The organism is Spiroplasma melliferum KC3, assembly GCF_000236085.2.
Classification (GTDB): Bacteria; Bacillota_I; Bacilli_A; order Mycoplasmatales; family Mycoplasmataceae; genus Spiroplasma; species Spiroplasma melliferum.
The window spans coordinates 411,128-433,947 of sequence record NZ_AGBZ02000001.1 but is presented as its reverse complement, the minus strand read 5'-3'; the positions used below and the strand labels follow the sequence as shown (position 1 = coordinate 433,947).

The 22,820-nt window shown below is 25.7% G+C and carries 16 protein-coding genes and 1 other annotated feature; of the genes, 12 read left to right on the top strand and 4 right to left on the bottom strand.

All coding sequences use genetic code 4. The features are described 5' to 3' along the window. Positions 1–10: 10 nt before the first annotated feature. Positions 11–433: a lipoprotein gene (locus SPM_RS06795; protein ID WP_004027993.1), complete on the bottom strand. Its 423-nt coding sequence runs from the start codon at positions 431–433 to the stop codon at positions 11–13. Positions 434–505: 72 nt separating this feature from the next. Here SPM_RS06795 and SPM_RS02140 point away from each other — a divergent pair, with 72 nt between their 5' ends. Further along, complete coding sequence (locus SPM_RS02140; protein ID WP_004027992.1) at positions 506–1,489, top strand: IS30 family transposase; 984 nt, start codon at positions 506–508, stop codon at positions 1,487–1,489. On the opposite strand, the gene SPM_RS02135 is transcribed toward SPM_RS02140, so the two are convergent. Then, a complete protein-coding gene (locus tag SPM_RS02135) occupies positions 1,482–1,892 on the bottom strand; it encodes a hypothetical protein (protein WP_004027882.1) in 411 nt (136 codons plus the stop codon). The genes SPM_RS02140 and SPM_RS02135 overlap by 8 nt on opposite strands. After that, positions 1,882–2,514 carry a type II toxin-antitoxin system antitoxin SocA domain-containing protein gene (locus SPM_RS02130; RefSeq protein WP_004027883.1) on the bottom strand — a complete coding sequence of 211 codons (633 nt, stop codon included), beginning with the start codon at positions 2,512–2,514 and terminating at the stop codon, positions 1,882–1,884. Before SPM_RS02130 ends, SPM_RS02135 begins: the two co-directional genes overlap by 11 nt. Before the next feature lie 370 nt (positions 2,515–2,884). Here SPM_RS02130 and SPM_RS02125 point away from each other — a divergent pair, with 370 nt between their 5' ends. From SPM_RS02125 to SPM_RS02080, 10 genes are all read left to right on the top strand, one after another. Then, entirely contained in the window at positions 2,885–5,545 is a 2,661-nt protein-coding gene (locus SPM_RS02125; RefSeq protein WP_004027991.1) for a cation-translocating P-type ATPase, read from the top strand. Positions 5,546–5,739: 194 nt separating this feature from the next. Then, the gene (locus SPM_RS02120; protein WP_004027990.1) at positions 5,740–9,231 is read left to right on the top strand and encodes an ABC transporter permease; all 3,492 of its coding nucleotides are present in this window, start codon (positions 5,740–5,742) and stop codon (positions 9,229–9,231) included. A gap of 144 nt (positions 9,232–9,375) precedes the next feature. Further along, complete coding sequence (locus SPM_RS02115; RefSeq protein WP_004027989.1) at positions 9,376–10,515, top strand: ligand-binding sensor domain-containing protein; 1,140 nt, start codon at positions 9,376–9,378, stop codon at positions 10,513–10,515. Between the two features lie 181 nt (positions 10,516–10,696). Continuing rightward, complete coding sequence (locus SPM_RS02110) at positions 10,697–11,449, top strand: polysaccharide deacetylase family protein (RefSeq protein WP_004027988.1); 753 nt, start codon at positions 10,697–10,699, stop codon at positions 11,447–11,449. A 1-nt stretch (position 11,450) separates the two neighbouring features. After that, positions 11,451–11,792, top strand: a complete 342-nt coding sequence (locus tag SPM_RS02105) for a hypothetical protein (protein WP_004028909.1) — start codon at positions 11,451–11,453, stop codon at positions 11,790–11,792. A gap of 658 nt (positions 11,793–12,450) precedes the next feature. Next, positions 12,451–12,558: a sequence feature (ribosomal protein L10 leader region), on the top strand. Between the two features lie 72 nt (positions 12,559–12,630). Then, a complete protein-coding gene (rplJ, locus tag SPM_RS02100; RefSeq protein ID WP_004027986.1) occupies positions 12,631–13,122 on the top strand; it encodes a 50S ribosomal protein L10 in 492 nt (163 codons plus the stop codon). Between the two features lie 55 nt (positions 13,123–13,177). Beyond that, positions 13,178–13,543 (top strand): 50S ribosomal protein L7/L12, encoded by a 366-nt coding sequence (rplL, locus tag SPM_RS02095; RefSeq protein WP_004027985.1) that lies wholly within the window; start codon positions 13,178–13,180, stop codon positions 13,541–13,543. Positions 13,544–13,636: 93 nt separating this feature from the next. Next, positions 13,637–14,485: a hypothetical protein gene (locus SPM_RS02090; RefSeq protein WP_004027984.1), complete on the top strand. Its 849-nt coding sequence runs from the start codon at positions 13,637–13,639 to the stop codon at positions 14,483–14,485. Positions 14,486–14,553: 68 nt separating this feature from the next. Further along, positions 14,554–16,878, top strand: a complete 2,325-nt coding sequence (locus tag SPM_RS02085; protein ID WP_004027983.1) for a hypothetical protein — start codon at positions 14,554–14,556, stop codon at positions 16,876–16,878. 29 nt (positions 16,879–16,907) lie between these two features. Then, positions 16,908–21,152 carry an ABC transporter permease gene (locus tag SPM_RS02080; protein ID WP_004027982.1) on the top strand — a complete coding sequence of 1,415 codons (4,245 nt, stop codon included), beginning with the start codon at positions 16,908–16,910 and terminating at the stop codon, positions 21,150–21,152. A 128-nt stretch (positions 21,153–21,280) separates the two neighbouring features. Here the strand turns inward: SPM_RS02080 and SPM_RS02075 are convergent, their stop codons facing one another. Then, positions 21,281–22,276 carry an IS30 family transposase gene (locus SPM_RS02075; RefSeq protein WP_004027981.1) on the bottom strand — a complete coding sequence of 332 codons (996 nt, stop codon included), beginning with the start codon at positions 22,274–22,276 and terminating at the stop codon, positions 21,281–21,283. Positions 22,277–22,348: 72 nt separating this feature from the next. Here SPM_RS02075 and SPM_RS06790 point away from each other — a divergent pair, with 72 nt between their 5' ends. Then, positions 22,349–22,801 carry a lipoprotein gene (locus tag SPM_RS06790; protein ID WP_004027980.1) on the top strand — a complete coding sequence of 151 codons (453 nt, stop codon included), beginning with the start codon at positions 22,349–22,351 and terminating at the stop codon, positions 22,799–22,801. Positions 22,802–22,820: the final 19 nt, after the last annotated feature.

Below are 22,820 nucleotides of genomic sequence, written 5' to 3'. Positions count from 1 at the left end.
GTTAGTCCTTTTATTCTTTTCAATCTGTAATTTTTCCTGTTTTATTATCAATTGTTGGTATTTCCGGTTCATTATTGCCATATCAACAGTAATATGATTTAAAAAGATATCATACATCATTAATAATATGATAAGGTACACCACTATTATCTCAAATTGATTTATTTGAAAAATTAAATTTTATAATAGAAAAATTATCATTTTGTTTCTTTTTTACAATTCCAATATATCATTTATTATCTGGATTCCTATTCAATTTGTCTAATGGGATTAACTTTCAATTACTTCCAATTGGCGGTTGTTGTGGATTTCAAGGTTCTGGTTTATTACCCCCCCCGTTTTCATTGTTATTTGGTTTTTCACAACTAATTAATGATGTTGTGCTTGTTGCTGTTAATCCGATTGCTCCCAAAATACTTAATAACTTTTTCATTTTTAACTTATTCCTTCCTTTATTAAAAATATGTAATAATTATAACAAAAAATTTTAGAAAGGTATTTAATAATGAATTATAAGCATTTCAGTATTGATGAACGTGTTATATTAAGTCAGTTATTAGTATCAAAACTATTTCAAAAGAAAAATGGCAAACCAAATTTATTTAAAATTTCTAAATATATGGAAAGAAGTGTCTCTACAATTTGAAATGAAGTTAAACGTTTTCAAAAGTTAAAAGAATATAATCCTATTAAAGCTCATAAAAAGTATCTTAAAAATCGTAAAAAATCAGTTAAACATATAAAATTTTCATATCAACAATTAATGTGATTAGATGAAAAATTTAATAAATTTCATTGATCCCCAGAAATTATTTGCTATGCATATAAACGTGAATTTGGTATCAAATTTCCGGTGTGTTTTAAAACTTTATATAAGTATGTTTTTCTTGGTTTATTTGGTTTAAATAAACGTAATTTGTATTTTCACGGTCGAAAAAATAAAAGTAAACAAAATATTGATAATCGTGGTAAATTAACTAGTTTTAGAACTATTGCAGAAGCTAAACATAATAAAAATGAATTTGGTTGATTTGAAATGGATACAATAGTTGGCAAAGATTTGAAATCTGTATGTTTGGTTTTAACTGAACAATTAACTAAATTTGAAATTGTAAAAAAATTAAAAGATAGAACACCAAACGAAGTAATTAGAGTTATTAAAAGTATTTTTAAAACTAATATCTTAAAGAAAATAGTTAAAGGTATTATAACTGATCAAGGTAAAGAGTTTTCAGAATGAAAACAAATTGAAGCTTATATTGGTACTAAAGTTTATTTTTGTGATAAAGGTAAACCTACTCAAAAACCTATTGTAGAACGAATTAACCGGGATTTAAGGCATTGATTTCCTAAAGGTATTGATTTAGATATTTATTCACAACAATATTATGATGAAATAGTTAATATTATTAATGAAAGACCACGACAGTGTTTAGGTTGGAATTCAGCTAAAAAATTGTTTGTTAATAAAATTCAAAATTTTATTTAAATTTATTTATTTCTATTTGTATTAATGGATGAAAAATTCGTGGTATAAATTTTGAATTTAAGCAAGCTTGTAAAATTTTTTTTCTATATTTATCATGAATATTTTGACAATAAATACTTTTATAATTGAGGCAATTATTTTCTTTAATTATATGAAAGTTACTTTTACTTCCGTCTAATCTAACATAACAATCTTTATATAATTTTGTATCTGGTCTACCATTAATTTTAATTACAAGCTTTTCATATTCTTTTGGTTTTTGTGTAGTAAGTCTTATTACATGAATATCTTTGTCATCTTTAAAAATTGGTATACAAATTGAAGGATGAGGTGCTCCTGTTTCGGTTGTTGTCATATCTGCATTATCAATAAGGAATGAAACTATAATATTATTAATTTCCATTTTTTTTGTATCCTAGTTCTTTATACAATTTAATAATTTCATATGTTTCATCATCTTCATTTTTTGATATGTCTAATGCAAAATCAAAAATTATTGATTTCTTTCCTTCTTGTTGAGCTTTAGTTCATGCTTGTTTTCATGATTTCATTTTTAAGTGAGTATCTTCACTTAATTCTCCAACTTTATTAAAGGAAAAAATTCAATTAACTGCTTCTTTTAATAAAGGTTTTTCAACATCTGAAAAGTAATCTAAATTTATGAATTTTTCAGAATTCAAATCTTTTAAATAAAAAATTTTAGTTTTTGAATTATTATTATTTATATTTATATTTTTGCACATAAAATAATTGAATTTACAATTTGGATTATTATCAATATAGTCCATAAAACTTCCTGGAACTGGTCCATTTTCTAAAGCTATAAAATCAGTTCTAAAAAAATGTTCTCCATATTTTTGCGCCATTTTTCATTCTAAAAATGACATAAATTTTAAAACATAAGTTTTATAAATTGTACGATTAATTTTATTTGCTTCAACTAGTAAAAATAAAATAGACATCTCAATTTTTGTTGCTTGTATTTTAGAAATATCTAAATATTCTGCTAATTTTTTATTTATCATATTATGCTCCTCCAATTTAATATTAATTAATATAATTATACATCGTTTATGTCTTTTTATGTTATTTTAATATATCAATTATAAGCAAATAAGTTATTATTAAATTAATAGATTTGTTGAACTTCATATTACAGTTTACATTATTTTGTCAATTTTATTAAAAAATATGTTAATATAAAAGTATAAGATTTTTTTCTACTTGCATTTACAATTTTCAAAATTATATTTTAATAATTTATATTTTTAAAATAAATTTAGTAATTTAAGCTATTTATATTATAAAATTAATATGTAAAGTAAATTAAAAACTATGAAATTAAATTTTTAAATAATAAATAATAAATTTAGAAAGTGAGGGCATTATAAAAAGATGTGATTTAATAAATCAGATAAAGAATTAGAACAAGAATTTAGAAGCAATTTAAATGTTGGCTTATCTTCAAAGCAGGCTAAAGAAAGACTAATTAAAAATGGAAAAAATGAATTACCAAAACCTAAAAACAAACATTGAATTTTAATTTTTTTAGTTTCATTATTAGATCCATTATCTCTTATTTTAATTATTGCAGGAGTTACTTCGGTTATTATTGAAAAAGTTGTTAATAATCGAATTTATGTGATAGATTTCATTGTGATTCTATGTATTGTTTTATTAAATGCCTTCATTCAAACACTTGAACAAATTAAAGCAAGGAAATCCCTTGATTCTTTAAAAAAAATGACAATTCCAGTAACGATTGTTAAACGAGATGGTGCAATTTTTGAAATCCCAGTCGATGAATTAGTCATTGGGGATATTGTTATTTTAGAAGCAGGAAAATATATTCCAGCGGATATTCGCATTTTAGAAGCAAATAATTTATTAATTGATGAAGCTGCCTTAACTGGTGAATCAGTTCCTGTTGAAAAAAATAGTGAAATAATTTTAAAAGAAAAATTAGTGTTAGCAGAACAGACTAATATGGCTTTTATGTCAACTTTTATTACAAATGGTCGAGCAGTTGGGATTATTGTTGCAAATGCTGTTGATAGTGAAATTGGCAAAATTGCTGCTGCTATTGTTAAAACAAAACAAGAAAAAACACCATTGCAGTTACGCTTAACAAAATTAACAAAAGTTGTCAGTATTTTTGCGGTTTTATTAGCAATTTTTGTTTTTGTTTTCTTTTTATTAACTGATGAAAATAGTTGACCAATTAATTTGATGACAGCGGTTACAATTGCAATTGCTGTTATCCCAGAGTCCTTAATTGTCATTGTGTCAGTTATTTTATCATTATCAGTAAAGCGAATGACAAAAGTTAATGTTATTGTTAAAAAGTTAGATGCCGTTGAAACATTAGGCTCAGTTAATGTTATTTGTTCAGATAAAACAGGAACTTTGACGCAAAATAAAATGACCGTTAAAGAGATTATTTTCAATAATGAAATTTTTAAAGAAAATGATTTTAATTATCAACAAAATAATAAGGCAGCTTTTCATTTTATTAATTGTCTAACTTTATGTAATGATGCTATTAATCAAAAAAATGAACGAATTGGTGATCCAACCGAAATTGCTTTAATTGATTTTACAAGAAGATTTACAATTAGTGAAATAGAATATCGTGAAAAATATCTTCGTGTTTTAGAAGTTCCCTTTGATTCTGACCGAAAATTAATGTCAACTGTTAATCATGTTGATAAGCAAGAATTTGTTTATACAAAAGGTGCTCTTGACCAATTATTAATGCAGTGTAATTGAATTTATTTAAATAATGAAATTGTCCCATTAACTGAAGCAATGAAGGAAGAAATTCAAGAAGAAGCATTAGATTTATCAAGTCAAGCATTACGCGTTTTAGCCTTTGCTTTTAAGAAAAAAGATCAGCAAGAAATTGAGACTAATTTAATTTTCTTAGGTGCGGTTGGCATGATTGACCCACCCCGTCCAGAGGCTGTTGAAGCGGTTAGAAAGGCGCATGAAGCAGGGATTAGAGTAATTATGATTACTGGAGATCATAAAGCAACTGCTTTAGCTATTGCTAAAGAATTGCGATTAGCAGTTTCAGAAGCAAATGTTTTATCTGGTCATCAAATTGACAAAATGGATAATCATAAATTACAAGAAAAACTGCGTGATGTATCAGTTTTTGCACGAGTTAATCCTGATCACAAAACAAGAATTGTTGAGTGTTTGCAATCAATGAACTATGTTGTTTCAATGACAGGTGATGGGGTTAATGATGCTCCAAGTTTAAGTAAAGCTGACATTGGTGTTGCAATGGGAATAACAGGAACAGATGTTTCAAAAGAAGCTGCAAATATTATTTTACAAGATGATAATTTTTCAACAATTATTCGCGGTGTTGAAGAGGGACGAAATGTGTATCATAAAATTAAACGTGTGATTGCTTTTGTTTGTATTGCACAATTAGCAAATGTGTTAGCCTTTATTATTATTTCGGTTATAACTAAAATTAAACCATTTGATTCTGTTAACATTTTATGATTTAACTTAGTTATTGAAACATTAATGTCAATTCCAATCGGGTTAGGAAATAATGATAATGGATTAATGTTGGAAAAACCACGAAGTAAGAAAGAAACTTTTTTTACCAATAGTTTAGTTACAATTCTATATTTAGCTTTTGTGACAGCTGCTACTGTCATTGGTACATTTTTCATTGGTAAAGATATTTTCCACAATATTGAAGATGCTAAAATTGCGACAATTTTAGTGATGGCTTGTTCACCAGTAATTTTTGCTTTTGCAATTCAATTACCAAATTATCGAATTAAAACACAGTATAATGTGGCTCCAACTAATTATTATTTATTAGGTGCTTCATTAATTGCCTTAATATTAAATTTCTTGATGGTGTATACGCCGGGCTTAAACTTAATTTTTTTAACAACAACGAAAGAGCATAAATTTGATACATCACCACTGTTATCTTGGCAAATGACGGTAGTATCATTAGGAATGATGGTGCTTCCATTATTAATGTTATTAGGATATGATGCATTTCGTAAATTAATTAGACGGTAAAAAAAATAAAAATTGAAAATTATTTTATTAAGTTTGTTCAAGAAAAGAATAAAAGGTAATGAATCCAAGGATTAAGTAAATTCAAAAACTTTTAATTTGTTTATTAAGCAATTAAAGTTTTTGAATATTTTTTTAAAATTCATTATTTTTCTTATATAATTAACTTAATAATTCTTGAAGTGGGTGAAAATACTATGTGAAATCTTGCAAAAGAGGCTACGCGAGGGTTTACAAAAAAAATAACTCAATTTATTGGGTTAATTTTGTTTATTGTTGGAGCAGTTTTAACCTTTACAGCTCTTTTTTCAACTGTTTTTCAAGTTAAAAATGGCTTAAATGATATTAAGAAAAATAGCCTTCCTTATCAATATGAAATCCGAATAGATAGTTTAAATATTGATAATAATGTGTGAAAAAGAAATTCTGATTGAAAAATAAATGAAAATAATCGTGCCTTCTTAGCTCAGTTTTATGATGAATCAAAAATTGATGCTGAGCATTTAACATTTAATAATATTCGTGCTGATGCTTTAGGGTTAAATTGTGATTTAACTAATAATGAAATTTGTAAATGAACAAAAGAACCATCATATTTAAATCCAAAAACTGGGACAGCTTCTTTTACTGCCTTAGTTAAAAACTTTAATAACAGTCTTACTGCAACTTTTTTAAGTTATATTATTAATAATCCTAGTGAAAGTCGTTTAAATGATTTAATTAATGGTGACAAGGCTGGATTAGAACTTAGTTTTAATGTTGGTTATCAATTTACTGCAAATAATTTAGCAAAAGATACTCAATATTTTAATGCTACTGCTATTAACAAAAACAAAAATTTATTATATAACGGCGATAGTTGACGAGGTAATAATATTTTTTATACTCCGTTTAATCGTCTTTTTGAAGTAACGAAATGAAAACATATTAGTGATTTAACAGAAAATAATATTATTTTAAATAAACAATATGCTGATTATAATCATTTAAAACTTGGTGGACACTTTAATTTAGGAAACAGCCAAAATTTACAATTTAATATTATTGGTTATGGGGCTAAGTATAGTAATATTTATCCAGATTTAGTAAGTTTATCAACTCTTGCTACGGGTCATAAAATTATTGATTTAAAAAATGGTTCAGTATTGTTTATGAATGATATTAATTTTAATGCTATCAAACAAAATTTTTCAAATGGAACTGAAAAAATTACTGGTTTTATTAATGTTACTGGTAATTTAACTGAACCACAAAAAATAACCTTGTTACGAAAAGTTTTAAGCAATTATTTTGTAGCGCCTGATAATGCAATTGTTGCTTTTGAAGCATCATTGCCGGAACAAGTAGTGATGTTAACAAATACTGTTTTTATTATTAATACTTCAATTGCTGTTGCTTGTTCAATTATTATTTTATTTATTATTGCTTTTTTCATTAAAAAAGATATCACTAATTCAAAACGACAAATTGGAGTTTTAAAATCATTAGGATATCATCGTTTTGAATTATCATTTATTTTTACTTTTAGCATTATTTTTACAACTTTAATTGGCTGTTTATTAGGATGAGTTTTAAGTATTCCTCTCCAAATGTATTTCACTGGCTCAAATTTATATTCGATAGGATTACCATTATCATCATTTTATTTTAATCCACTAATTTTTGTTTCAGCAACAATTTTTATTCCACTTATTTTCATTGGGATGTCTTTCTTAATCTCCTTTGTTCTTTTGAGTCGGACAGCGTTAGATTTGATTTATGATTTAAAAGGTTCTAATTTAAGTTTTCGTCCTAAAAAAATAAAAAAAGGTCGTAAATATGCTCATTTTGGATTAACATTTAATGTTCATTTATCATTTACCTTTGCTCTAAAATCTTTAGGAAAATGAATTATGGTATTAGTTGTTTTAGCTTTTTCATCCTTTTTATTAATTTTCCAGTTGGATGCAGGGGTAATGGCACAAGGAATTGTTGAAGACTCTTTCCGCTATTTTAAGAATGATATTAAATCATATTTAATTGCTAGTTATGATCAACAAGATATTGCTCAAGAAGCTAGCAATGGTAAACCTTATCTGTGGATTACTGCTGATAAGCGCAAGGACTATTACCATGAGGTAAAAATTCTTGATGATAATAAAACATTTAACTTTCCAAATCCATTAAAATGTCTTTTAAGTTTATCTGGTTCAGATTCAAAAAATATGAAAAAAAATTGTGGTGATTTATCAAATATTATTGGGGATCCAAGCGGCCCAACTCTTGTTCGAAGTAAGATTAATTATGATGACAAAACAAACACATACCCATATATAAGTTCAGCAACAGTTAAGGCAATTGTTAATTATAAAGTTGAGGATAATGAGTCTGGAGATGAAATTAATGGATGAAATAATTTAGTAAAAATTATTAATCTTATGAAACCAGTTTTAATTGAAAAAGGGATAATAAGTGAAGCTGATATTCAAACAATTATTAGTGAAATTAATTTAGTTAATAGTTTAAGTACGATAACTAATGGCCAATATCCAGATATTTATTTATGACCATATATGGTCTATGATAAAAATTATGATTTTCCATATTATCTTTTAGCAGCGGGTTGAAGTTCAGATGATACTAAAAATTCAAAAAATCCGGTTTCACAATTAAATGTTGTTGGATTAACAAGTGATGAAACAGAGCGAAATCAATTATTGAATTATCGTTCGAAAACAACACCAAGTGATATTGCACAAAAAGAAGTCTTTGGTTATAAAATTAGTGAAGAGCCTACTGGTAATGCTCCAAATGCTCCAATTAATGAACCAATACCAGTTCTCTTAGCAAAACGGGTTTATCAATCTATGAATTTAGTTTCAGGTGATATTTTTAAATTAAATGTTCGAATTACAAATGCTATTGGGTATGTTCCAGTTGCTTTTAAAGTGATTGGTTCAAATGATGCTGATATTAGTTCGGGAAATATTTATATGAATCAAGATTCATTAGTTACAGTTATGAACCAATTGGTTAATTTAACTAAAAAAGGAGAACAATTTTTACCAAATTCTTATTATAATGTTGTTGCATCGCGAGCTAGTCCATTAGGAGTAACATTACAACCTTATCGTATTATCTCATCGTTTTCTTTAACTGATAATTATGATTTTACAATGTTTGATAATAATAAAAAGCTAGATCTTAAAAATGCGTTAGATTTAAGAACAAATTTAAAATTGTTAAATGGCCTTAATAAGATATGACCATTTGATACTTTACGAGAAAATTATTCACAAGGAATGCGAACTGTTCGTGATGTTCTTAATGTTTTAGAGGGTTTAACAATTGTTATTGTTGCTTTAATTTTATCAGTCTTAATTGCTATGGTGCTTGATGAAAATCGCCGTACAATCTTAACTTTAAAAGTGCTTGGGTATCCAACATGAAAAATTATTACAATTGTCTTAGGATTTTATTTATTTGCAATTATCCTAGGTTATGTCTTAAGTTATGTTATTGCCCAATTGTTATGGAATGTTATTGCTAATATTGTCTTTAAAAGTACCGGAATGTTATTAATTCCTTCCTTCTCATCGTATGTTGTTTCAATAGCAACATTAGCAATTGGCTTTATTTTGATTTCAGTAATTGGAGTAGGGATTTGAAAAATTAAAAAGAATAAATTAATAAATATTACTATGGAATAAAAAATGTTGTTTAACTAAACAACATTTTTTTAAAAATTTATTAATTTCTTATTAACTTTTTTGTTAAACTAAATATATAGTTATTATGTTAGCCTAATTTATGATAAGTAAAATTAATTGCTAGGGAAGTGGGAAAAGGTAACAATGAAAAAGATATATACTTTCTGTATTATTGCAAGTTCTATTTTTGCTCAAAATCTAGCCTTTAGTCAAGTTACTAATTATTATAGTCGTAATATTCCATTCAGTTTTAATGAAAAGCAATATATTAAAACAAGAATTGAAGGACTTGGTAATATTTCTCGTAATGCAATTAAAATTTCTAATAATAATATAGTTTATTTTGGAACTTCACAAGGAATTTATTTTTTACCTAATGATGCAACAAAAGTAAAAAAAATTAATGGGATTGATGATAATGTTATTGCTTTAACAGTTGACAAAGAAAATAATATTTATTATGCAACCGAAGATTATCAAGCATATATTTATTATAATAATGGTTCAATTGTTAAAATTGAGGGTTTAAATGATGAATTAGATGATAATCATATTACTGCTCTGGCCTTAGATAGCAATGATACTTTGTATTTAGGAACTTTTGCTGGAATTTATTATTTATTATCAGGCTCAACTAGAGTTGAAAAATTTAATGTTAATGATGAAGAAGGTACTAATAATAAACTTGATGGAAAAGTTTTTGCTTTAGTTATTGACCATAACGATAATTTATATTTTACTACTAATGAAGCTAAATTTTTTTCAATTCAAAATTTAAAAATTCCTATTTTAGTTGATGAACATCAACTAAATGAATTAATTTATGCCTTTGCTGTTGATCAAGAGAATAATATTTATTTTGGTAACCATGTGTATTCAAGTATTAAAAAAGAATTAAGAAACGACGTTGGTTTATTAGATAAAACAACGTTGTCTATTGCTATTGATACAAATAATAATGTTTATTATTCAACAGTACTTGCGGGAATGTATTTTTTAAAAAATAGAACAAAACAGCTTGAAAAAACTAATGTTTTTGGAACTTCTGTCCATGCCATTACTATTGATCAAAATGATAATATTTTTATTAATAATAATGAAGGTCCTTTTATTTTTCAAGTTTACGAAGCACCTGTTGTTCCTCCTATAGGAAAACAAAAAGATACTTTAGCTATTGAAGTTTTAGGATATGTTTTTTTAAGTTCTTCTGGTGCAGTTGGGCTATCTTGCTTGGGCACTTGATTATGGAATAAATACCGTTATAAGAAAATAGGCCGAAACTAAAAGAATATTATTAAATTAATAGATTTGTTGCACTTGCATTTACAATTTACACTTTAAAATAAAGTTTTTTGTAAGGTACCGTACACATTTATGACTAGTTAGTATTTTAAAAAAATGATACTATTAAATTAATTAACTTATGATTAGCATAATTAGATTTAAAGTTTATAAGGAGATAAAAATGTTAAGAAAAAAAATTATAATTGGAAATATGATTACTTGATGTTTGTTGTTATTAGCTACAATAATTTTAAATATTTTTATGACAACAAGCAACTATGAAGTAAATCGAATTAATACTAAACAAAAAATCGTTATGCTAACTTTTGATGATGGCCCAACAGTTGCTGATGAAAAAATCTTGGATATTTTAAAACAAGAAAATATTAAAGCTACTTTTTTCCAGACAGGTAAAAACATTGCTCGTTATGATAGTGAGCCAACAATTAAACATGTGTTGGATCGTATTATTAACGAAGGGCATGCCATTGGTAATCATTCATATTTTCATCAAAAATATATGACAAAACAAAAAACCTTAATAAACGAATTGCAAGCAACAAATAATTTAATAAAAAAAGTTTATAAAGCAAATAATATTTCAATTTCGGATATCAATATTCCCATTCGAATGCCATATTTGCAATATTATCGAGGATTAGATTATGTTCAAAAGAAACTAAATATTCCATATTGAATTCGTGGATATCTTGGGACAGATTATGATGAAGAAAAAGCTGGCAAAGATCTTATTCTAAAACAATATAAAAGTCATTTGAAACCAGGAATCATTTTTGTTGCACATACACGTGCATATGCCCAAAGCTGGTTAAAAGATTTAATTGTTTGATTAAAACAACAGGGATATCAATTTGCATCATTTAATCAAAATAATGCTAGTTATTATGGAAATTATGGAAATTTGGTGAATTAAAATGTGAAGTACATATGAAATTATTGATGTTGTTATAATAAGTACGATAATTCTTTTTAGTTTAATTAATAGTATTTATTTTCAATATGTTTTATTAAAAAACGAAGAAATTAAAAGCATTAAATGAAAAAAATATAGTTTATTTTCATTAAATATTTTTAGTTATGGTTTAGTAATATTTTTAATCTGTTTTATTTTTTTAACAAGTTTTACTCCATTTTTTATGTGATTGTCATATAATGTAATTAAAATTATAGTTCTTCTTTTAATTTTATTTTTAGTTTGTAGTCAATGAATAATTTACTTTTATAAAATTAAAAGAACAAATGAGAAAAAAGATTAAAGGAAGTGGATGAATTGTCTAACAACTTTAGGAAGAAATAGATAACATATTTTTTAAAGTTCAGTTAATGTTAAATTATAAAATTCATGAACATCGGTATCATATAATTGGCGATATTGCTTAATCATTTTTGCTACTTTAATTTTATATGTTTTCTCGTAAACATAATGAATTGTTTTTGGACATATAGATTTTTGTTAAACCATTCAAAATCATAAGAATTATTAATGAATTTTCTAATCTTTCTTTGATCATACATAAAATGTTTGCTTTGCTTTATAAAATAATTTAATCAACTAATTTAACATATCATTTTTTTAAACTCTCGTTGAAGTTTATATAATTCATTTTCTGAGATGATGCTTCTTGTCATTTTATTTTTCCTAAATTTATTTTAAAAACTTAAGTGGTCTAAAATGTCTATGGTTTTTACAAAATATTATTATTTTGTTGTTGTATAAAGTCATAAAATGGGTAAAATAAAAAATAGGTAAATAAGAAAAATTTTTTTAGTCTTTTGTTGTATGGATAATTTTTATTATTCCCTATAAAATTTATTTTTAAAAGTTCCAATTATTTCATCCCATCAAAATTAAATAAAATAAAGTTTTTATTTGACTTTTAACAAAAATTATAATACTATATTACTTGGTATTGTACCATAGTCATCAAAATACCATAGACAGCAACGGATTTTATTAAATCTTAATTATGTTGCCGAGGCATTATTGAGATATAGAACAATGACATGTTTTTATATTATTTAAATAATGTTTTAGGCAATTAACCAAATGGATTAATTGCCTTTGCTTTTAAAATTATTATAGGGAGGCGAAGAATGAAGCCAGCAATGAAAATTAAAACAGCAGTTGTTAATGAAATTGTTAATAACTTTAAAACTGCTAATTCAGCAGTTATTGTCGAATATCAAAAATTAACGGTTGCTGAATTTACAGAACTAAGAAGAATGCTTACAAAACAAGATGTAAACATTAAAGTATATAAAAATAACTTAGTAAGTTTGGCTGCTAAAGAAGCAGGATTTGCTGAATTAGACCAATTTTTAACAGGTCCTAATGCTTTTGCGTTTGGTACAGGTGAACAGATGGCTGCCGCAAAAACTTTAGCAAAATTTGCAAAAATACATCCAGCAATAAAATTAAAAGCTGGAATTTATGAGGGTAAAGTCTTAGACACAAAAGCGATTGTTGAAATTGCAGCGTTACCAACAAAAGACGAGTTACTATCAATGTTTGGAGCAAGTTTATTATACCCATTACGTATGTTTGCAATAGCAGTTAAAGAAATTGCTAAAACAAGAAGTGAATAATTAGTTAGTTTATTCAAACATTTTATAAAAAAATCTTAATGAGGAGGAAAATATTATGGCATTATCAAAAGATGATATTATTAAAGCATTAGAAGAAATGAAATTATCAGATTTAAATGAATTAGTAAAAGCAATTGAAGATCATTTTGGTGTTGTAGCTGCCGCAGCAGTTGCCGCAGCTCCAGCAGAAGGATCAGCAGCAGCGGGGCCTTCAGAGGTTAATATTGTGTTAACAGATACAGGACCAAGTAAAGTTGCAATTATTAAATTAGTTAAAGAAATTACTGGAAAAGAATTAATGGCAGCAAAAGCGATTGTTGATAAATTACCAGCAGTAATTAAAGAAAAAGTAAAAGTAGAAGAAGCAGAAGAAATTAAAGGACAATTAGTAGCAGCTGGAGCTTCAGTTGATCTTAAATAATTTAATTTTCTTAAAAAAAGCAAAAATAGACCTTTGCTTTTTTTTTTTTTTTTTGTAAAATATTACTATGTAAAAATATAGGAGCGGAAAAAAATGTTAATAAATTCTTTATCTAATATCACTTTTAATAGATTTATTAACTTTATAAATAATATCTTTTCATCAATTTTTATTTGAATTTTTATTTTTTTCATTATTAGTATTTTAATCCGCATTAGTTTTTTAAAAACAAAATCTATTAAAAATATTAGTAACAATTTTACTAAACTTGCAATTATCAGCTTTATTTTTACTTTTATTAGCAATTTATCAATTTTACTTGTTCTTAATATCTTTATTCAATTTTCTTTTGAATGAATAGAAAGATCGACAATTAATTTATTAAATTTTATTTTTTTACTATTCGTTATTTTTTTTAGTGCAACAAAAACAAAATATTTTAATTTTATTGTCTTATTTAATAAATTAATTGTTATTTTCTTTTTAATTATTTTTGCTCCAGTTATTTTTGATGCATTTTTAAAAACAGAAAACAACTTATTTCATTTAATTTTATGAGTGATTGGTTATGGAAGTTTAATTAGCACTATTGTAATTAACAATAATGTAATGGAAGTAAAGCAAATTTTTCGGAAATTATCTTTTGGTTTTATTTTGTTATTATTGTGTTTAATTTTAAATTTATATTTTATTGAAAATACAAATGATATTAAATTATCAACAATTTTTAAAAATATTTTTATGATTATTTTACTTTGAATTTATGTTTGAAATGTTGTTTTGATAAATAAAAACAATACTAAAACACAGAATAAAAAAAAGAACAATGAGGATTTAAATTTGTTTGTTTTAGTAATTAAAAATAATTGTTTGATTATGGATAAACCAATTAAATATACAACAATTTTTATTAATGGTTATAAGCGGGTAATGAAAATTTAATGTTATCTGCTGACTTTTAAATTAATGATTTTTATAAAAATTTAATAAATATAAAAGGAGTGAAGGAAATGAAAAAATTACTTTCTATACTAGGATCTACAACTTTAATGTCAGCAAGTATGCTGGGAGTAGTTTCTTGTGCAAAAGGAAAAAATAGTCAAAATGACGATTATTTTGATAGTGAACTTAATAAGATCGACCCGACAATTCGAAATTTAGTTAAATATACTAGTACAATTGCTAAAATTTTAATTGCTAGTCGTCATGAAAATATGAATACTTATGGGTTTCCGACATTACAATATTTCTTAAATAATGTTGGAAGAAACTTAAAAGGAGTTTTTACTACTAAAAGTGGAAAAGAAATTAAAATTAAAGATTATGTTGAAGAATATAAAAAATTAAATAATCTTTATTATAATCCTTGAAGAGCAACGGATAGTACTTATCAACCAGAACGAAATATTTATAATTTAATGTCATCAATTGTTGCAATGAGTGATTTTTCAAAATGAAATACAGAAGCTAACCAAGGACATCCTAGCAATAAAACAGATGCATCAGGGCGTTATACAGATTTTGTTGCAAATCCAAATTTAGCATGAGCTCAATATGATACTGGAGCTTTAGCAAATACATTATCACAAAAATCAGAATCAGTTCTTAATTATATTAAGAGAACTGCCGGTTGAAGTAATTATTATGATTCATCATCAGGTCCTTATGTATCAAATATTTTATATCATAATTCACTTTCAACACCGCCAACAAAGTCAACATTGTCTTATAACGATGGTGGTGAAGAAATTAAATTTGGAAAGAGTGTGGCGAACCAATCAAGTTCATTATATGATTTATTTGGTTTAAAATATTTTGATGAAGCAATTACCATGTTAGGTCAATTTGGACCGGGATTAGAATTACCAGTTTTATATTCATTAGCACAGTTATTACCATTTATTCAAAATAATCGTTATGGCGAAAAAACTGCAGGAATTTTCTTAGCAGCACCATTTTTTATTTTAATGCAAATAAAAAATCAGTTTTTTGACAGTTCAGGTAATGTTAAATTGGACAGTCCATTATTAGAAATATTTAGTCGTGATACGATTGAAAATACGGTTCTTAAAGTTGAACATCAAAGTGATGGTGAAGTGGCTGAACCTGATAAAACAATTAAAAATATGAAACTTTATGATATTTTTAGCAGTCCAGTTGTGGCAAAATCTCTGAGCGTAATTTTGCAAGAGGAGAAGCAATATTTAGATTTAACAAGTGATAATAAAGAACATAAAAATGCCTTTTTAAAATGGTATTCTGTTTTAGGAAACTGATTTACAGAAGCTTTAGCAAAAGAAGGTTCAAACTTTGATGTCCAAAAATTTAACCGTATAATGTCAAAGACAGTTTATGAAGGTCTTTTAAAATTCCAAGGCTTAATTGGGAATTTTGCTGAAGATAGTGTTGTTGCTTTAATTCGAACATTATTGCAAATTTTGAACGGACCAAACTTTGATTTGTTTAATTTATTAAAAGGAATTGCGGGGTTAGCAAATTGATTTTACACTAGTGATAGTGAAGGACATTATAAATTAAATACTAATAATGTTAAAACAATTGATAATGTTTATAATGAAGGACCGAAAAAAAACGGTTTTAAAGAGGACTTAATGGCAGTTGATCCTAATAGCGAATATGCTAAGTTTATTTTAAATAGTTATGGTTTTGTTGATGAAACAGGTCAATATAAACAAGGATCATTATTTGATGTCATTAATATTTGAGCGCATGGAGGTAATAATACGTATCCTGATTATGAATCAATGCATAAATTTATTACACAAATATTAGATTCAGAAAATGGTTATATTGGTGAATTAACAAATCAAGTTAATAAAGTAATGGCCGAGGATTGATTTGATAATATCTTTTTAGATCGAAAATGATATATTACAGCCTCAGGAACTGGCGTAGATGGTTCAAAATTAGGTGCAATTGTAACTGATGGTTCTGTAACTGGTGTTCGTTACCAATTAGATTATTATGGTCCCAAAGATGCTTCAACTAAATTAGAACGTCATAAAAAACCATTAGGATATACTGATCCTGCTTCAGGAAATTCTCCTTCATATGTTGAACAAGAAAAAGACCCAAAACAACGTCATAATATTGCACCAGAGGGCGAAACATGAAATAGTCAAGACTGAGTTGATTATGATGGACAGGGCAATGAATATTTAACAAATAGTGATAAAATTAAATATAGTTATGTTGTTGAATTTAATAATCAAGCTCGTTTTTTATATAATCCAGGGATTAAAGATGATTTAACAAAAAATTCATATTTATTAAGTGACTTTGTTTGATACTATAACAATACTCGTTATTATTAATAGTTAATTGAAAAAGAGGAGATCTAAAAATGTTGCTGTTTTTACAAACATTAAAAAGTATGTTTAAGCAAAAAGCACAGTTAATTATTTTTATAATATTAGCTGCGCTTTTAACATTATTAACAACTTCTTCGTGAATTGTTAATACACGTTTAACTAATGCATATTCATTTATGGGGGAAGGAACTTTTGCTTATGATTATTTATTAAGATTTGATAGTAAAAAGAAAACAGGACAAAATGTAGAAACAATTACCCCCTGATATGCTTTTAGCAATGATTATCATTTAATTACTGATGTTAATGGTGAACAGTGAACATTACCTTATGCTCATTTAGGTGAAGATGGAGCATTAAAAGCATTGGATAATAATGTTGAAATAGAATTTACTTTTGATTCTAGAACAAATAAAGTAAGTAATATTATTTTTACTGATCTTGATAAAACTGCTCCAATTTTTTTAAATAATGGTTTATATCGTTTTAACTTTAATAGCAAAGCTTTTCAAACTTCTGTAATTGGACAATTATATGATCAGAAAGGTTATCTTTTTAATCAAGATAATTTACCTTTAATTGAAGAATTTATGAATAATTTTACGCATAGTGATATTTCACAGAATACAGTAAATTTAATTATTGCATATTTAAATAAAAAATATCCTGGGATAACAGATAGAAAAAAATTAAAGGATGCAGTTATTGATTTTGTTAATAATGGTATAACAAAATGAAAAAAAGATGTTGATTTACGAGGGAGCGTAGATGAAATTCCTACTAAAGCTAGCATTGAAAATAGATTATTTGAGGAAAAATTAAATGGTGATTTAAGTTTTTTAGTAAAAGATACATCACAGCCTTTAACAAAAATTAGTCTTTATTATTCACCAACTGTTAATAATAATCTTGATGTTGGTTATAATAATAATATTGAAAATGCCGTTTTTAGTGTTAATGATTTTTATAATCAAAATAATAAGAATAGTAGTTTTAGGAATCAACCTTATGGACCTTATGGATTGACAAAATCCTATTATACTTTAGTTGCTAAAGCTTCAAATTTTTCAGTTCAGTTACGTGAACAATATGCATATTGAGACTTAACATCAAATTTAAAATATAAAATTATTAATTGACAACAATTATTACAAGATAATAAATTAAAACTTATTAAAAAATATGATTCTTTTGACCCAACTAATCCAATTAATGATGTATATGTTGTTATTACACCACAATTTGCACGGAGTCAAAAATTAAAAGTAGGAGATCAACTTACAATTGGTGAAAATTCAAATTTCTTTGTTGGTGCTATTGGTGGAGATCCGGCTAATATTTATCCAACAATTTATGATACTGATGTTTTTCCAGATCCAAAAACAGATGGTATTATTTATGTTTCTGAAAAAGTTTATCGTAGTGAGTCTATTGCTGCCAACACTGATATTGAAGAAAATTCCACATTATATATTAATCATGTTGGTTTATCTGAAAATAAAGGAACAGACTTTGAAAATTTTAAAAAATATTTAGCAGCTGATTTTTGAAGTTTAAATAATCCAAGTGATAAAAATGCTCCACTACAAAGTCGCGATGAAACAAAGTTGGTTTACTTACGTTATTCTTTATTGGGAACTACAATTAGATTTTATCGTACGATTACAATCGTTTTATGCATTATTTTCTTAATAATTTTAATTTTCACATTAATAATTTTAATTAAAAAAATTATTAATCAACAAAAAATTGAAAATGGAATTTTAAAAGCAAACGGCTATAGTGGATTAACAATTGCTAGTTCTTATTTAGCGCATGCAATTGTAGTAACTGGAATTGGAGTTCCACTTGGATGAATTATTGGTGTCTGTTTGCAACTCCCTATTATGAGTGTTTTTAATAGTTACTTTGTTATTCCAGTTAACTTTTCATTTTCATTGATTCCATTTGCAATTTGTTTTGGGATTATTGGTCTTGTTAGTAGTTTGTCAATTTTAGTAACAGCAATTCGACAATTAATAATTAGTCCGTTAGATTTATTAAATCCGAATAAAAATATTAAAACCTCAAAATTAGTATATTCTATTAGCAATGTTTTTCGTTTTAAAAAGTTTACAACAAAATTTCGTTTTGTGATGATGGCCGTTTCAATGAAAAAAATTGGTTGATTTTTCTTAACATTTTTTGTTGCTAGTTTATCTTTAACGTTAGCAACTTTAATTCCAACAGCAATCAATAAGTTTAGTAAAGATTATTATGCCAATTTAAATTATAATAATGAATACGAATATACGAATGTTATTGGTAATATTCCATTTAGTCGCTATGAAATGTATGACTGAAATGGTCCTAGTTTTTCGACTGAGGCAGCATATCCATTAACTAAAAATTCTTTAGTAAGTGATTATTTATATAATGGAAAATGGTTATCAACAAAAACTGATATTAGTGCTAAAAATGCTCATTTATACGCACAACAATTAAATAATATGATTATTTTTAATTTTATGGTTGGAAAAGGAGCAAGTTTATCAATTGGTACTTTTTATGATATGTATAAACATTATGGTGAAAATGTTGATATTCGAAATCAAATTGATACTTTATTATGTTCAACAATGCCACGTGCATTTGGAAAACCACCAGTCCACCCAACAGACCCAAATATTATTGATCGTTGGACTTATTGTGCACAATATGCAACAAGTGATATTATGCCAGGTAAAATTCGAGCAATGTGGTTAAAAGATGATTTGGCGAAATTACAATTTAATTTTACTTTTGGAACTTCAACTTATAATTCAAAAAATGAAGATGTTTATACCGGATATACAACAAATATATCAAATTCAAGTTTTATTCTTCCAACATATGGAATTAATGCAAATAATAAAACAATTATTTTTCCAAATCATACGGTTAAAAAAATCTTAGATGATAGTAAAAATTTAAATATTGGGGCAGATGAAATTCCAATGGTTGTAAATAAAGCCGCAGAAAGTAAATATAATTTATTGTTAAATAAAATAGTTGAAACTACTACTAATGTTCAACAATTACAGTATTGTGATGATGCACTGCATTGTGCTGTGGACCAAGCCGCATGGTCATATGAGTTACCAAGTGGTTTTACTGATGATAATCTTAATCCTTTTACCCTTGATTTAACGAAATTAACAATTGGAAACAAAACACGTGTTGGTTTTGAAAATAAAAATGGTAAAGTTCAAGATTATTATAATATTAAAAATTTTGTTTTAAAATTACCAGTTTCTGCTTTTAAACCAGGGGAATTTCAAAATTCAACAATTTCTGCAACAACAGGACGCCGTTTACCAGGGTTGCTAGACCTTAATAGCCCCCCTGATCAGAGAGTAGTCACTAAAGAAGTAACTGCAGAAGGTGATTATTATGTTATTCATCCTTTTGATAATAAATTTGACAAAGAAATTAATGGTATTGGTGATTTAACGGGCTTTCCAACTAATTGATATCGAGAAGCATTACGGCAAGGATTATTAAAAATTGGCAAAATTACTAAAAATATTAAATATAAAGTTGTTGGAATTCAAAATTCATATGATGTTCCGAGGGCATATGTAAATCAAGTTATTGCTAATAAAATTCTTGGTTTTAATACAAGTTCTAGTGAACTATATGATGACAAAGATGATAATCCGATGTTATGATTTAATGGTAAGTTTAGTAAATATAATGATCAAGTTGATCAAACAACACGATTTAATCTTTCTTCCCCAGATGGTTCGTATTCAATGAATGATTTTATGAATGGCCAATTAACTAGTGGAGTTGGGGGAACAGATTATTTAATTATTAAATCGCAAGTTATTGAAAAACTTGCTTGAATTTCAAGTATCTTATCGATTATCTTTGTTATTATTACGATTATAACCGCTATTATTATTGTATATATTATGACAGAATCCTTTGTTAATTCTTTCCTAAAATTTATGGCTGTAATGAAAGCTTTAGGATATTCAAATCGTGAAATTAATAGTTTAACATTAGGGATATTTACTCCGTTTGCTTTTCTAGCATGAATTTTAGGTGTTGGTATAATGTGATTAACATTATGACTAGGTGTTTATGGGTTTATTGCAATTGCTAAAGTAATTATTCCATTTGGATTCCCATGAATTACAATTCCAATTACTTTTATTTTAATGGCAGGAATCTATTTAATAACATATTGAATTTCAACTTATAAAATTAATCATATGAGTATTCAAGAACAAGTTACTGCAAACGAAGTATAAAACTAAAAAAATAAAAATCTAAGCAAAGCTTAGATTTTTATTTTTAAGTTATTTTTGAAATTTTGGTTGTCACTTGTTTTTTTTTTTTTTTTTAATATGTAAATTGTAAATGCAAGTAGAAAAAAATCTTATATTTTTATATTAACATATTTTTTAATAAAATTGACAAAATAATTTTTTGCTGAATTTCAACCTAAACACTGTCGTGGTCTTTCATTAATAATATTAACTATTTCATCGTAATATTCTTGTGAATAAACATCTAAATCTATTCCTTTAGGAAATCAATGCCTTAAATCCCGGTTAATTCGTTCAACAATAGGTTTTTGAGTAGGTTTACCTTTATCACAAAAATAAACTTTAGTATCAATATAAGCTTCAATTTGTTTTCATTCTGAAAACTCTTTACCTTGATCAGTTATAATACCTTTAACTATTTTCTTTAAAACACTAGTTTTAAAAATATTTTTAATAACACTGATTACTTCATTTGGTGTCCTATCTTTTAATTTTTTTACAATTTCAAATTTAGTTAATTGTTCAGTTAAAACCAAACAAACAGATTTAAAATCTTTGCCAACTATTGTATCCATTTCAAATCAACCAAATTCATTTTTATTATGTTTAGACTCTGCAATAGTTCTAAAATTACTTAATTTACCACGATTATCAATATTTTGTTTACTCTTATTTTTTCTACCGTGAAAATACAAATTACGTTTATTTAAACCAAATAAACCAAGAAAAACATACTTATATAAAGTTTTAAAACATACCGGAAATTTAATACCAAATTCACGTTTATATGCATAACAAATAATCTCGGGCGACCAATGAAACTTATTAAATTTTTCATCTAATCACATTAATTGTTGATATGAAAATTTAATATGCTTAACTGATTTTTTACGATTTTTAAGATACTTTTTATGAGCTTTAATAGGATTATATTCTTTTAACTTTTGAAAACGTTTAACTTCATTTCAAATTGTAGAGACACTTCTTTCCATATATTTAGAAATTTTAAATAAATTTGGTTTGCCATTTTTCTTTTGAAATAGTTTTGATACTAATAACTGACTTAATATAACACGTTCATCAATATTGAAATGCTTATAATTCATTATTAAATACCTTTCTAAAATTTTTTGTTATAATTATTACATAGTTTAATAAAGGAAGGAACAATTAGCCAAATGAAAAAATTACTAAGTATTTTAGGAACAATAGGATTAACAGCAACAAGTACAACCACATTAATTAGTTGTGATAAACCAAATAATAAAAATATTCCTTGTGAAAAACAAGACCACGGAAATTGAAAACAACAATGTTACAACGATTCATCATTTAATGATATTGATAATAAATATTATATTGTTATTTGAAAAGGCTTAAATTTAGAAAAATGAAATATTGTTAAATTTAATAATAACAATGAAAAAATAGAAATTCAGATAGATAGTGGCCAAGAATTATGAAAATTTGATAAACAATTAATGCTTGATGTTGGTAAAGGAATTATTTTATGAAATAATGATTCGACAGGAAAAATTTTTAAATCAGTTTATCGTTGGAATGGAGATACTGAACCACAAATACCCGAAATAGACAAAAATACTGGTAAAATTACTGATTGAAAAGAATAAAAGGAACTTAATAGTTCCT